The sequence below is a fragment of the Pseudomonas sp. AL03 genome, from assembly GCF_029960815.1.
In the GTDB taxonomy this organism is placed as follows: Bacteria; Pseudomonadota; Gammaproteobacteria; order Pseudomonadales; family Pseudomonadaceae; genus Aquipseudomonas.
This window is the reverse complement of record NZ_JASBRE010000012.1, coordinates 12,627-25,146: the sequence shown is the minus strand read 5'-3', so window position 1 is coordinate 25,146 and position 12,520 is coordinate 12,627. Positions and strand designations below refer to the sequence as shown.

The 12,520-nt window shown below is 55.6% G+C and carries 11 protein-coding genes; 6 read left to right on the top strand and 5 right to left on the bottom strand.

Features of this window, described 5'->3' with window-relative positions; all coding sequences use genetic code 11:
• Positions 1-19: 19 nt before the first annotated feature.
• Entirely contained in the window at positions 20-721 is a 702-nt protein-coding gene (locus QK293_RS13625) for a VIT family protein (RefSeq protein WP_282377778.1), read from the top strand.
• Between the two features lie 91 nt (positions 722-812).
• Here the strand turns inward: QK293_RS13625 and QK293_RS13620 are convergent, their stop codons facing one another.
• On the bottom strand, positions 813-2,171 hold the full coding sequence (locus tag QK293_RS13620; protein WP_282377777.1) for an MATE family efflux transporter: 1,359 nt from the start codon (positions 2,169-2,171) through the stop codon (positions 813-815).
• Positions 2,172-2,588: 417 nt separating this feature from the next.
• Between QK293_RS13620 and QK293_RS13615 the strand changes: the two genes are divergently transcribed.
• The 3 genes from QK293_RS13615 (at position 2,589) to QK293_RS13605 (ending at position 5,315) form a co-directional block, all read left to right on the top strand.
• Positions 2,589-3,035 carry a GNAT family N-acetyltransferase gene (locus tag QK293_RS13615; protein ID WP_282377776.1) on the top strand — a complete coding sequence of 149 codons (447 nt, stop codon included), beginning with the start codon at positions 2,589-2,591 and terminating at the stop codon, positions 3,033-3,035.
• A gap of 200 nt (positions 3,036-3,235) precedes the next feature.
• Positions 3,236-4,369, top strand: coding sequence for an aminotransferase class V-fold PLP-dependent enzyme (locus QK293_RS13610; protein ID WP_282377775.1), 1,134 nt, complete (start codon positions 3,236-3,238; stop codon positions 4,367-4,369).
• Positions 4,370-5,042: 673 nt separating this feature from the next.
• Complete coding sequence (locus tag QK293_RS13605) at positions 5,043-5,315, top strand: hypothetical protein (protein ID WP_282377774.1); 273 nt, start codon at positions 5,043-5,045, stop codon at positions 5,313-5,315.
• Between the two features lie 424 nt (positions 5,316-5,739).
• On the opposite strand, the gene QK293_RS13600 is transcribed toward QK293_RS13605, so the two are convergent.
• Positions 5,740-6,594: a LysR substrate-binding domain-containing protein gene (locus tag QK293_RS13600; protein ID WP_282377773.1), complete on the bottom strand. Its 855-nt coding sequence runs from the start codon at positions 6,592-6,594 to the stop codon at positions 5,740-5,742.
• A 106-nt stretch (positions 6,595-6,700) separates the two neighbouring features.
• Here QK293_RS13600 and QK293_RS13595 point away from each other — a divergent pair, with 106 nt between their 5' ends.
• The gene (locus QK293_RS13595; protein ID WP_282377772.1) at positions 6,701-7,357 is read left to right on the top strand and encodes an NAD(P)H-dependent oxidoreductase; all 657 of its coding nucleotides are present in this window, start codon (positions 6,701-6,703) and stop codon (positions 7,355-7,357) included.
• Between the two features lie 26 nt (positions 7,358-7,383).
• On the opposite strand, the gene QK293_RS13590 is transcribed toward QK293_RS13595, so the two are convergent.
• Positions 7,384-7,710, bottom strand: a complete 327-nt coding sequence (locus tag QK293_RS13590; RefSeq protein WP_282377771.1) for an AzlD domain-containing protein — start codon at positions 7,708-7,710, stop codon at positions 7,384-7,386.
• Complete coding sequence (locus QK293_RS13585; protein ID WP_282377770.1) at positions 7,707-8,447, bottom strand: AzlC family ABC transporter permease; 741 nt, start codon at positions 8,445-8,447, stop codon at positions 7,707-7,709. The genes QK293_RS13590 and QK293_RS13585 overlap by 4 nt, the downstream gene beginning before the upstream one ends.
• A 135-nt stretch (positions 8,448-8,582) precedes the next feature.
• Between QK293_RS13585 and QK293_RS13580 the strand changes: the two genes are divergently transcribed.
• Positions 8,583-9,539 (top strand): LysR family transcriptional regulator, encoded by a 957-nt coding sequence (locus QK293_RS13580; protein ID WP_282377769.1) that lies wholly within the window; start codon positions 8,583-8,585, stop codon positions 9,537-9,539.
• Positions 9,540-9,675: 136 nt separating this feature from the next.
• Here QK293_RS13580 and QK293_RS13575 read toward each other — a convergent pair whose 3' ends face one another.
• On the bottom strand, positions 9,676-12,231 hold the full coding sequence (locus QK293_RS13575) for an NERD domain-containing protein (RefSeq protein WP_282377768.1): 2,556 nt from the start codon (positions 12,229-12,231) through the stop codon (positions 9,676-9,678).
• Positions 12,232-12,520: the final 289 nt, after the last annotated feature.

The following is a 12,520-nucleotide window of genomic DNA, read 5'->3' as shown; positions in this document are numbered from 1 at the left end:
CAGTGAGTCTCGTTAAACAATGAAATTCATGCGCAGGCACACCGAGTCCCACCGAAGTGATCGTATCGGCTGGCTCCGCGCCGCCGTCCTGGGGGCCAACGACGGGATTGTCTCCACCGCCAGTCTGCTGATCGGCGTCGCGGCAGCCAACGCCAGCCACGCCACGTTGCTAGTCACCGGAATGGCAGGGCTGATGGCCGGTGCCATGTCCATGGCCGCAGGCGAGTACATTTCCGTTCACTCCCAGGCCGATACCGAGCAGGCCGACCTGTCTCGGGAACGGGCAGAATTGGCGAGCGACCCGAAAGCCGAACACCTTGAACTCGCCAACATCTACATGCATCGCGGCGTCTCGCCGGAACTGGCGCATCAGGTGGCCGACCAATTGATGGCCCACGACGCGCTGGGCTCCCATGCCAGGGACGAACTGGGCATCAGCGACACCCTCACCGCCAAACCCTTGCAGGCCGCCCTGGCCTCCGCCGCCAGTTTTGTGGTGGGCGCCGCATTGCCTCTGGCGGTGACGTTTGTCGCACCGGAGCACAGCGCGGTGCCCTGGATATCGGGCATGTCATTGGTGTTTCTCGGGACACTCGGCGCCATTGCTGCCAGGGCCGGCGGCGCCAAGGTCATCACCGGCGCCTGGCGGGTGACATTCTGGGGGGCTCTGGCCATGGGTATTACGGCACTGGTGGGGCACTTGTTTGGCGCAGTGGTTTAGCTGGCGCACCTTCCATAAAAAGGGCGCCCGCGAGTCAAAGTGTTGTTACCGGTTTGCGAACTGCTGCATGTTCAGCACGCCTCCTGGCCGCCTACACCAACCGCTCAATCTTCTGATGCTGCCAGACCATTTTGTAATACGCCGTCTGCAGCGCCAGCATCCCCAGGTACGCCACCGGAAACGCCATCCACACACCTTGCAATCCAAACCGCGCATCCAACGCATACGCCACCGGCAATTGCACCAGCACCACGCAAACAATCGAAATTGCCATGGGCACCAGCACCGAGCCGCTGGCGCGCATGATGCCGCCGACGATCGCCTGGAAGCCGAACACCAGCAGGCTCCAGAGCATGATGTGCAACAGGTGTTCCGCCATCGCCCGGGTGGAATCATCCGTGAGGAACAACCCCAGCAACCAGTGCGACAACAGATAACCCAACACCACCAACCCACCGGTCAGGCACACATTGATCAACAGCCCCGTGCGCAGAATCGGCGCCATGCGCTCAAGGCGCCCTGCCCCGATCGCCTGAGCGCCGAGGATCGACGCCGTGATCGCAATCGACAGCGCCGGAAACTGCACGTAATTGACGATCTGCGTCACCGCCCCGTACGCCGCCGTCGCTTGCGAACCGTGCTGATTCACCAGCGCCAGAATCACCAGCTCCGACACCGACAACACCACCATCTGCAACCCGGTCGGCAAGCCGATGCGCAACACCTTGCCGAGAATCACCAAGTCCAACCGCATCGCCGCAAACATCTCCCGATCCGGCGCCAACGGATGCCCCTTTCGAATCAACCGCCACGCCAGCCACCCCATCGCCGACAAATTACCCGCCAACCCCGCATACGCCGCACTCTGAATCCCCATCATCGGCAGCCCGAACCAACCGCGAATCAACGCCGGCGTCAGCGCCAACCCGATACACGTCGACACCACCAACGCCACCAGCGGCGACACCGTATCGCTCACTCCGCGCAGCAGCTGGGTGAACAGCACGTAGACCAACAGCGACGGCATGATCCACATCATTACGTGCGCGTAAGACACTGCGTCGTCGAGTACGTCTGCCGGGGTCCCCAAACCCTGCAACGCTGGTCTTGCGAATACGCTGCCGAGTACCGCTGCTGTCAGGCCGATCATTGCGCCTAACAGCAAGGTTGTACCGGCGATGGTTTTCACCAGATGCGGCTCGCGCGCGCCCCAGGCTTGGCCGATCAGCACACCCGCACCCGCGCCGAGGCCGATGACCAGGGCGATGAAGAAGAAGACGATGGGGAACATGCCGGAGACGGCAGCCAGGGCTTGGGTGCCAAGCATTTGGCCGATGTAGATGCTGTTGATGGTGCCCGACATGGATTGGAGGAAATTGGAGAGGACCATGGGGGCGAGGAAAAGGAGGTAGGTTTTCCAGAGGGGGTGTTGGGTGGCGGGGGTTTGCATTGAGGGTCCGTCTCGGGTGTGGGCTCGTGTTTTGGAAATTCTACGCTAGGGGACTGGGCACCACCCCTCTCGATTTCGCAGATTTGGGTAGCATGAGTAATGTCCGCTTTCGGCCGAGGCTGTGTAAAAACGCAGACACTGTTTTGAAGTCTGCGTTGCTACGTAGAATCTGTCAGTGTTTGGTTACTCAGCAGACCTGAAATTTACGAAGGTACGCGATTTTCGTTCCGATGTTGACTTTCAAACTTGCTCTAAAAAGTTTTCACACAGCCTGGACCAGAAGCGGTCACTCGCAGACCCTTTTGGGGATAACGGGTCGAATTGAACCATTGAAGCTTCACCCCCTGTCACCCAGATAGCACTGGAAACTCGAAAAATTCGTCTCAGTACTACAAGCGCCTTCTATGAGGATTTCTAATGACAAACCAATCCGCTTTCGTCGAGGTGGTTAAAGAGTCCGATCCTATACTGCTCAGTTCTTTGAATGACCTTCTCCCACAGCTTTCCAAAAACGCTCAAGCGATGACAATGGAAGATTTGAAGCAAATCGTGGATTCAGAGTGCTCCCATTTATTAGTCGTGAGAGCAGCAAGTGGAGGAAGCATTTTGGGGGCGCTAACCCTAGTTCATTTTCGTATTCCGACAGGCGTTCGTGCTTGGATCGAAGACGTCGTAGTAGATGCCAGTGCTCGAGGACAAGGGATCGGCAAAGCACTCATACAAGTAGCAATAGAAAAAAGCCATGACCTCGGCGCGAAAACACTGGATTTAACATCCAACCCAGATCGTGAATCTTCCCATCGTTTATACGAGGGGGCAGGATTCTCGTTGCGCACAACCAAGGTTTACCGACATATCAAATGACTAATGGATAGTCCCTCAACGCAGGCGATCACTCATGTGCGCAGGACCGTCCTGAATGGCTGCTTCGGGTCGGCTGCTGCCCTTCGTAACGGGTCGTTATCGACCGAAGAAGTCGCAATTCAATCCCGAGCAATCTTGTCATTTGCCAAGGCTTAGGGCAGGGTCGATACCACTGACATCTCTGCCAAAGGAGTCACCCCATGTCAAAGCTATATCCCAGTATCGATCCTGAGGGGCTGGTCGAGTACTCAGTGGTCTACACCGACCGCTCGCTCAACCACATGTCGCAGTCATTTCAAGCCGTGATGAAGAACATTTCCAGGACCCTGAAACAGGTCTACAACGCCCAGGCTGTTGCGGTGGTCCCGGGCAGCGGCACATTCGGCATGGAAGCGGTGGCGCGACAGTTTGCCACCGACCAGCAATGTCTGGTGATACGCAACGGCTGGTTCAGTTATCGCTGGAGCCAGATCCTTGAGATGGGCAACATCCCGGCGGCCACCACGGTGCTGAAAGCCCGACCGGTCGACACTGGTCGCCAGGCTGCCTACGCTCCACCTCCTCTCGACGAAGTGCTGGCAGCCATTCAGGCGCAGAAGCCGCAGATTGTCTTCGCCCCCCACGTTGAAACCTCATCAGGGATTATCCTGCCCGACGAGTACCTGCGGGCCGTCGGCGACGCCGTGCATGCGGTGGGTGGCCTGTTCGTGCTGGACTGCATCGCCTCAGGCACGCTTTGGGTTGATATGCAGAAATGCGCAGTCGACCTGCTGATCAGCGCACCGCAGAAAGGTTGGAGCGCCTCCCCTTGCTGCGCCCTGGTGATGCTCAGTTCTTTGGCCCTCGAGCGCATCGAGCAGACGCATAGCAGCAGCTTCGCCTGCGACCTGAAAAAGTGGCTTCAGATCATGCACGCCTACGAACAGGGCGGACATGCCTACCATGCGACCATGCCCAGCGATTCCCTCGCGCGGTTTAACGAAGTGATGAAAGAGACGCAAGCCTACGGTTTCGACAAGGTCCGCGGCGAACAACAGGCTCTGGGCGATCGGGTGCGCGCAATGTTGACCGGCAAAGGCATCAAAAGCGTGGCCGCAGCCGGCTTTCAGGCCCCTGGCGTAGTGGTGAGCTACACCGATGATGCCGACATCAAGAGCGGTAAGAAATTTGTCGACCACGGCCTACAGATCGCCGCTGGAGTGCCGTTGCAATGCGACGAGTCGGCCGACTTCCAGACCTTCCGTATCGGTCTGTTCGGACTCGAAAAGCTGCACAATATCGAGCGCACGGTCAGCACCCTCGAACAGGCACTGGACGAGGTGATGGTTAACTAAGCCCTTATCTTGCCCGCAGCACATACCGAACTTGTGAATTCTAGGAATGCATCCTGCCCTGGGCACTGCCGGCCCATGGCGCTGATCTTCGACGAATATGACGCTGGTCGCCCGGACGTCATGTTAGAACCATAAGGGAAAGCCCGTGCACGCGTCTTACTGACACGTGCGCCCTTCAGCGCTATTAGAAAAGGTTTCCAACGAAGCCTTTCACGGGGCGGAGGATTGGCGGTTGAATGACTTGGATCGACCCAAAGCTGACGATGGCGACCGGTTGAATCTACAGCCCACCGCAGACGGTCACAACCGACCGCTTCTGGCCGATAGCAGTCGCTCACGGAAGGGGCGTAACGGTCCTAGGACCAGCATAAAAATTCCTACACAAACCTCGGAATCCCTCACCTTTCCCGCCGTTCTGATGAGGCCTATAGTTCATCTCGTCGCCCAAAATGGCGATTCGGGTTTGGCGACCCGAGATACGAATGCGAGGGCCGCCTGCTCATTTGCAGGCGTCGTCGCAACTGCAAAACCGCTGTACTATGGCGGTTGCGCGCGGGAGACCTTCGGGTCTGCCGGTTTTCGTTCCCGGTTCGCCAACCTGCGCGCAACTGCCACCCTATTCGTTTGGCGACGATCTGTTGGCGGTCTCATCTAACTGAACGAGATCTCACCTATGGAAAGATACATGCCCCTCACCGGAATCGACCTGATCCCGGCGTCCCTGCTTATCGACACCCAAGCCCCACTCGACGTCCTGCAAGCCATGGCCGATCACCGCATCCGCACGGTCACACAGGTTTTGGAAAACATCGCCTACCGCGCAGAACTCGGTTGCGACACGGTAGTGCTTTCCGACTTTTCCAAACTACTGGCCATCCCGTTGCGCGATGGCTGTGACTTGATGGACGTGATCGGTCGACGCTTACGAGCGCAGGCGAAGGAGTAAGTAAAAACGGGCGCCTCAATGGGCGCCCGTTTTCAGCAATTGTGGTATGTGCATAAACGGCGGCTGACGGAGCCTTCCGTGAGCCCATTGACCGAAGTCATTTCACAAAAAATATGTGAAATAAAATGTGAAGATGATTCTTGTCTTAAGAGCCTACAGAACCTCTGGAAGCCAGTAAATTAGCGCTTCTCATCAAGTCAGTATGTGAAATAAAATATGAAGACTTTCATACGGTAAAAAGCCGCTATGTGCGGTCGGCCATGGTTAGAGCGATGGATTAAATGAAAACGGGCGCCATCAAGGCGCCCGTTTTTTTGTGTCCATGATCAACGTGGCTCACCAGCATCCAACAGACGGCTGACCTTCCCTCAGGAAGGCAAAGACCGCGTACCCGAGACGCTCAAGCAAGCCCTTGAAATGACAATCAAGCCCTCCGCTTAGAGCAATACTCCACAATCAGCTGAGTGACCGCCGCCACAATCGCCTGATCCGCGTCAGGCGAGGTGAACAGCCGACATTGCGCATCTGGCAAATCCGGCAACCCTTGTTCTACCCCAATAACCGCCAATCCTTGCCCCAACTGACTGAGTGGCATGGGCGCTACCGCGAAGCCTGCCAGGGCCGCCGCCCGCAACCCGGCAGTGCTGCTGCACAACATCGCCGTGCGTTGGGCGATTCCCGCCTGCGCCAGTCTCGTCAGCGCGGCCTCGCGATAAGGGCACGGCTCGGGGAACAGGGCCAGCGGCAACGGCGTGGGTAACCGGGCGACGGGTTGCGCCGACCAGGCCCACACCAACGGTTCTTGCCATAGCAACAGCCCCGCTTCGCTGGTTTCGCACAGCGAACCGATGACCACCTCCAGATGCCCTTGCTTCATCAGCGCCAGTAACGTACCCGGAATGTTCACCTGCACCTCGATCTCCATGCCGGGGTACTGCGCTGCGAAATCCTGAACAGTGCGCAGTAATCGAGACTCGACAAAATCTTCGGACACCCCGATCCGCAGCCGCCCGTGAAACGGTGTGCGTGTCAGGTCTGTCCAGGCATCACGGTTCAGCGCGAGGATCGTGCGCGCATAAGAGACCAGGCGCTCGCCATCGGCAGTCAGTTGCTGGGAACGGGTGGTACGCGTCAACAGGGGTTTACCAATCTGTTCTTCCAATCGCCGCACATGGCCACTGACCGCAGACTGAGTAAGGTGCAGCTTCTGGGCTGCACGGCTGAAGCCGTCTTCATCGACGACAGTGACAAATGTCTTGAGCAGCAGAGCATCGAACATAGTTTTATACGTGATCAATTGAGTACTAATTTACGATTTATATTTCAAATACAACTATGTTGCAATGCTCACACCTGCCCTGCCTTCCCATCATTCAAGGTGTGCCATGACGACTCTTCTCCATATTCAATGTTCTCCACGCAAGCAGCGTTCGGCTTCCCTTGAAGTCGCGCGCAGCTTCATTGCGCGTTATCAAGCAAACACCCCGGACACCGAAATCATCACCCTCGACCTCTGGAACATGACGCTGCCGGAATTCGATGATCTGGCCATGGAGGCCAAATACGCCGGGCTCAATGGCACGCCGTTGACCGCCGTACAACAAGACGCGTGGAACACGTTAAAAGAGTTGGCAAGTCACCTGCACCGCGCGGATGTACTCGTGATGTCCGTACCGCTGTGGAATTTCAGCATCCCGTACAAACTCAAGCACTTCATCGACCTGGTATCGCAGAAAGACATCCTGTTCAGCGTTGACCCGGAACGCGGTCTGGAAGGCATGCTGCACAACAAACTCGCCGTGGTGATGTACGCCCGCGGCCTGGATTTTTCGGCGCAGTCGATCACACCGGCGGAGCGCTTCGACTTCCAGAAGCCCTACGTGGAAGCCTGGCTGAAATTTATCGGCGTCACGGATGTGCATTCGGTGATTGTGGAGAAAACCATCCTGGGGGAAGACGTTGATCTGCGCGCGCGTGAGAACGCGACTCAGCAGGCCAGGAGCCTGGCAGACAATTTGTCGCTGACGGCCCCCTGCTGTTGAGGCCGTCCCGGCTGCTCATCGATTCATTACAAACCGAAAAACTTGAATAGCCACAACCCTCCCATACCAACCGCCAGCGTCAGGACCGTATTGCGAGTCTGCCAGGCGACCCAGGCCGCAATTATGGCGGCGGGTATCTGGGGGTTATTCAACACGAATTCACCCTGCCCATTGGGGTACACCACGGCGGGCAGCACAAGGGCCGCCAGAACACTCGCCGGTACATAAAGCAAGGCCCGACTCAGCACTGACGGGATGCGCAACCGGCCATACAGTTCGACAAAGGTAAGACGCATCGCGAACGTTCCCAGGCCGACCGCCAGGAACATCCCCCACAAGGCTAAATCACTCATGGTGTCTCCCTCTCGACGTCATGGGTCAGCGCATCGCTCAATGGGCGCTTGCGAACACTCTCAATCAACAGACCCGCCATGACACCGCCGATGGAAGCGGTTATTAGCCCAAGGTTGTAGGGCATATTGACCGCCAACACGGCGATCAGCCCGCCGACCGAGGCGGCGGCCAGGCTCGCCGCGCTGCGTATGCCGGGAACCAGAAGCGCCAGAAACGAAAGCGGTATGGCAAAGCTCAATGACCAGGTCTCGGGGATGCTTGCTCCCAGGTAGATGCCCGCCAATACCGACAATTGCCAGGACAGCCACATGGCAGCGGCGGTGCCGGCATAGTAGTGGTGTGCGAATTGACCCAGCTCGCCAGAGGAAAGCTTGAGACTGCACAGCGCGTAGGACTGGTCAGAAAGCATGTAGGACAGCGGCCACGTCCAGCGTCGGAGCAAGTGGTGCAGATAGGGGGCCAGCGACGCGCTGTACATGATGAAGCGCAAATTGATGACCAGGGCGGTCACCACGATCGCCAGCGGCACAACGCCCGTATGGAGCAGTTGCAGTGCAACCATCTGAGCGGACCCAGAGTAGAACAGCAGCGTCATGCCCATGGTAGTGCCGGGCGACATGCCCATGTTGATCGCCATGACCCCCGTCAACAAGCCGAAAGGAATGACACCGGGACTCACTGGAATGAGCGCCCGGACACCTTGCATGAACGCTTCCCTTCCTGATTGGTACGGCATGTCGTCTCCTTGTTTTTGTGTTCGCGGCGCGGGTTCGATTGACCGTGGTCCTCAGCCCATCGTGCGTTAGAGTGTGGACCCGGAGCCCGATGGGCAGAACCGACTTTTTTTTCGAGAAAACAGGTAGTTTTTGTTATGGCTAGAAGCTCCCAGCCTGATCAGGCCCCGCTCTCAATGCCGTCCTTCAAGGCCATGAGATCTTTCGTGGCCGCCGCCAAGTATCGGAACTTTACCCGGGCCGCCGAGGCGTTGTGCGTTACCCAGGCGGCCATCAGCCGTCAGATTCGCGAGCTTGAGCTCTACTTGGGGACGGAGTTGTTCACCCGTACAGGGAGGGAAGTCAGGCTGACAGCGTCAGGCACCGCACTCTTCGATGCTGCACAGCTGTCCCTGCTCAACATCTTTCAAGCGACTGAAAGAATCCGCCGGGAAAAAAGTGATAAGCGCACCCTGACCCTTTGCTGTTCACCCGCCTTGTCGGCGCTTTGGCTGTCCCACAGACTGAAAGACTTCTTCAGCGCCAATCCCGATGTCGACCTGAATGTCATCACCACCCAGCATTTTCTGGTGATGGAGCCCGGGATAAATCCGGATATTTTTATCACCAAGAACAGTGATCTGCGCCCCGGCTATCTGCGAATACCCTTGTTCCATGAAGTCGTCTATCCCGTGTGCACACCTCGTTATCTGGAGGCTCACCCAGAACGGAGCACCCTGGAGGGCATGCGCAACAGCGTACTGCTGGACCTGAACCCTTATGGCCGTTCCCAGCTGTCAGAACAGGTCGACTGGAATGTGTGGTTCGCTTTTCAGTCCCATGATCTACAGATCCCGGCCTCGGAAAGCCCGCACTACTTCAGCAGCAATGACTACAGCCTTCTCGTGCAAATGGCGCTGGATGATCAAGGGCTCGCCTTGGGCTGGGATCATTTGGTGAGACATCTGGTACAACAGCAGGGGCGCCTGGTTCGGCCGGTAACGGAGGAGCTGACGCTCAGGGAAGCGGTTCAGTATTTGATGATCAATGAGAAGAAGGCAGAGGATCCGGCGTGTGGGCGTTTGAAGGATTGGCTGGTTGCTCAGTTCAAGTGAAGTGAATAGCGAGCGTCCGCAGCTGTCTATGAAATACAAAACGCCCGATGAAATACATCGGGCGTGTGGTGAGGTGGGTGTAAACCTGTTTCAGGACTAAACACACGTACAGTTGAGGTGACGGTTCAAATTGGAATCAAATCGCCTCGGAGTCGTCAACCGCAACCAACTCTAATCTTTCTTCGTCGAGGTTGCCGCCAATTTGTGTTGGACGCTCTGGGACCGGTGCCTCGGCGTCTTCAACGGGCCTATACAGGCCTTTCCCAGCTTTTGTCACATAACCTTTCTGGTAGAAGGTGCCCATCGCATTCGCAAATATCTTTCTCCATTCAAGGAGGGTTATGTGATCTAGAGATTTAAACCGTCCGTAAATTTCATCTGCCAGACTGCTCACGGACATAGTGCTATTGCGAGGATGCATAGCTATCCTAGATTGTGTAAATGCGAAAGCCGCTAGGTATAGGCTTCGGCCTGACGGCAATGGAACTAGCAGTACATTGTTCCGAAAATTCTTTCGACTCGCTCGCAAGAGTGCGGCAGCGGCTGCGATGCAAATCGGAAGTGTAGGCTGAAGCTCAATTGTACGATCCTTGGACAGTTGAGATGTTATGATCGCATCAAGTAGTCGCAACTCTTCAATGGTTTCCAAATCGCGTAACAAACCCTTGCTATCGCTGGCCGCACACAGGGTGCATTCACTCACGCTTTTGTCCGTATGCGGTGTTAAGCGGTTGCAGGCGTTGCAGTGCTCAAGGATAACAGAGTACTGAGCAACCGATTCGCGGTCGTCGAATTTGTAGGCATCAGCTTGGTAAAATTTGGTGAGTGTATCTTTGTGCCAGAAAAAAATTGGATGTGCCAATTTTTTGCAGAGATGTTCGAGCCACAGCATTACCTGAGTCTCGTGAGCGTCGATCTCTATCAACCAGGCTTTCCAGTCGATAGCCCATGCAATATTAAGGCTTTTCAGGTTAAGTGAAGTAGCAGAGGTGCTGGTTGAAATTAAGTTCTTAATTCGGAGTGCTATCTGCTCTTTCTTCAGTATCGCAAAGGTCTCTGGGTTGTTTTGAAGTCGCGATTGAAACCCTTGTTTGCTTCTCCAATAACGATTATGGGCATTATATATCACGATGCACTTGGATGTGGCGCGCGAGTATGCGCTAAATAATTCCGCAGTGCTGAGTTGTTCGGCCCCAAGGACGAGAATGATCGAGGCTTCCATTCCGCGAAACTTTGCTATGTTTTTGCTCGAAACTTTAGAGGATGCCAAGAAGTCATAATATAATTTCCCGATAACTGACCCTGTCAATACAACAATATCGTCATCATTAACACCCTCATCTAGTAGAGTCTGCTTTATTTTCACCAAGTCTTCGCAAGGGTTGAGGGTTACAATTTCAACCGCAGTATCTAACTCCAGTATTCTAGGCGAGGAGTGTTGCAGCTTAGGGGGCACGACTTCCGCAAGTATGTCCGTAACCGCCTTGGGCATTCTTAGAATAATGGTCAGGGGGAACGGCTTTACGCCCAATATTTCACTCAGCACCTCTAGCGAAACGCTTTCCCGCTCGAAAGAGAAAACTTGGGTTTCATCGCAGAAGAAGGCTTTCGGCTTGTCTCGGAACCATGTCGCCAGAGTCTCGCACCACGTTGGGCTAAGCGCCTGAGATTCGTCCACCACTAGCGCATCGTAACTGCCCATTAGGTCTTGGCTTAGCGCCTTGCTCAAGTCCTCGACGCAAGTCGTCTTATACCATCCGTCCGCGTCATGGGCGTGCCCGAGAACTTTCGCGGCTTGTCTACAGAGACCATGCCACGTCAGTACTGTGCATGAACTGTAATCAGCGAGCTGGTTACGAATGAAATCGGTTAGATTTATGTTGAAAGAAATTACAAGAATACGTCTACCGTCGACCGCCAGCTTTCGGGCGGACTCGATAGCGATCAGAGTTTTGCCTGTCCCTGGCCATCCTGTGATCAGCGACGTTTCATTTCTTAAAACGTTGCGCACCACCGCGCTTTGTTCGTCGGTAAGCTTAAGCCACACCTTGTTGTCGTAAAGTATCCGATTCCCCCATTGAGGCTGCCCGTCGATGGTTGGCGTGAGAAAATCGATGAGTTCCTGGACTCGGGCTGTTCCCAGCCTGAAGTTTAGTAGTGCGCCTTTCCAATACATCATCAGGGCGATGATGTGTTGGGCAACATCTGGCATGCCGAGGTAATCGATGTAAATCGGCTGTGGTGGATTGCTGGACGTGTCGTACATTCCTGGCGAAGCCGGCAGATCCCGGAAGTCAGAGTCGGGGAATACAAATCCGTAACCAATTTTCAGGCGCAACGAGGGCTTGTTTCCTAGCCAGCGTGCCAAGCCATGGACATTTTTTCTCGCCTGGGTGACCGGGTCGATGGTGAATTTCCGGCTGTCGTGGAAAAATCTTGAATTCTCAATGTGATACTTGCCGCTCTTAACCTCTAAAGCCAGCACACCGTTTTCCGGATGAATCACAAGTAAATCAATCTCACCGGTAGGCGCGGCGTTCAAGCCGACTTCATTCACAGCAGCACAGAGCCACGGTAGGCTGTGAATCACGGTGTAATCGTCAGGTAGGGTTGTTTTCAAAACCCAATAGAGATCTCGCTCGCCTCTGCTGTCTGTTTCGTGAGGACCGTGATCCGGAATCATCCTTGCCATCTGCTGCAACGCCTTCTGCTTCTACGGTTAGGCATATTTTCAATGACCAAGCCGAGCGCCGCAATGAGTGTTTGCTTGCCTGGACCTTTCACTTTTGGGCGTTAGAGGTGTTGTTAACAGAACCTGTCTTCACTCGACAAGCTGGCCCCACTCCTTCGACCAATCTGAGGGTATCGCCCCAAAGCCGCCAGTCAGAGTACCTACCAAAAAGTGGGCGATTCACTTAGCGCCATGCTACCAAGCAACGCAAAAAAACCCAGTCATTTGTATCCGTCCGGCCAAGTTATCT

Excerpts from the sequence above, each read along its gene's own strand:
- QK293_RS13625 (WP_282377778.1), top strand. The coding sequence starts at position 20 with ATGAAATTCATGCGCAGGCACACCGAGTCCCACCGAAGTGATCGTATC.
- QK293_RS13620 (WP_282377777.1), bottom strand. The coding sequence starts at position 2,171 with ATGCAAACCCCCGCCACCCAACACCCCCTCTGGAAAACCTACCTCCTT.
- QK293_RS13615 (WP_282377776.1), top strand. The coding sequence starts at position 2,589 with ATGACAAACCAATCCGCTTTCGTCGAGGTGGTTAAAGAGTCCGATCCT.
- QK293_RS13610 (WP_282377775.1), top strand. The coding sequence starts at position 3,236 with ATGTCAAAGCTATATCCCAGTATCGATCCTGAGGGGCTGGTCGAGTAC.
- QK293_RS13605 (WP_282377774.1), top strand. The coding sequence starts at position 5,043 with ATGGAAAGATACATGCCCCTCACCGGAATCGACCTGATCCCGGCGTCC.
- QK293_RS13600 (WP_282377773.1), bottom strand. The coding sequence starts at position 6,594 with ATGTTCGATGCTCTGCTGCTCAAGACATTTGTCACTGTCGTCGATGAA.
- QK293_RS13595 (WP_282377772.1), top strand. The coding sequence starts at position 6,701 with ATGACGACTCTTCTCCATATTCAATGTTCTCCACGCAAGCAGCGTTCG.
- QK293_RS13590 (WP_282377771.1), bottom strand. The coding sequence starts at position 7,710 with ATGAGTGATTTAGCCTTGTGGGGGATGTTCCTGGCGGTCGGCCTGGGA.
- QK293_RS13585 (WP_282377770.1), bottom strand. The coding sequence starts at position 8,447 with ATGCCGTACCAATCAGGAAGGGAAGCGTTCATGCAAGGTGTCCGGGCG.
- QK293_RS13580 (WP_282377769.1), top strand. The coding sequence starts at position 8,583 with ATGGCTAGAAGCTCCCAGCCTGATCAGGCCCCGCTCTCAATGCCGTCC.
- QK293_RS13575 (WP_282377768.1), bottom strand. The coding sequence starts at position 12,231 with ATGGCAAGGATGATTCCGGATCACGGTCCTCACGAAACAGACAGCAGA.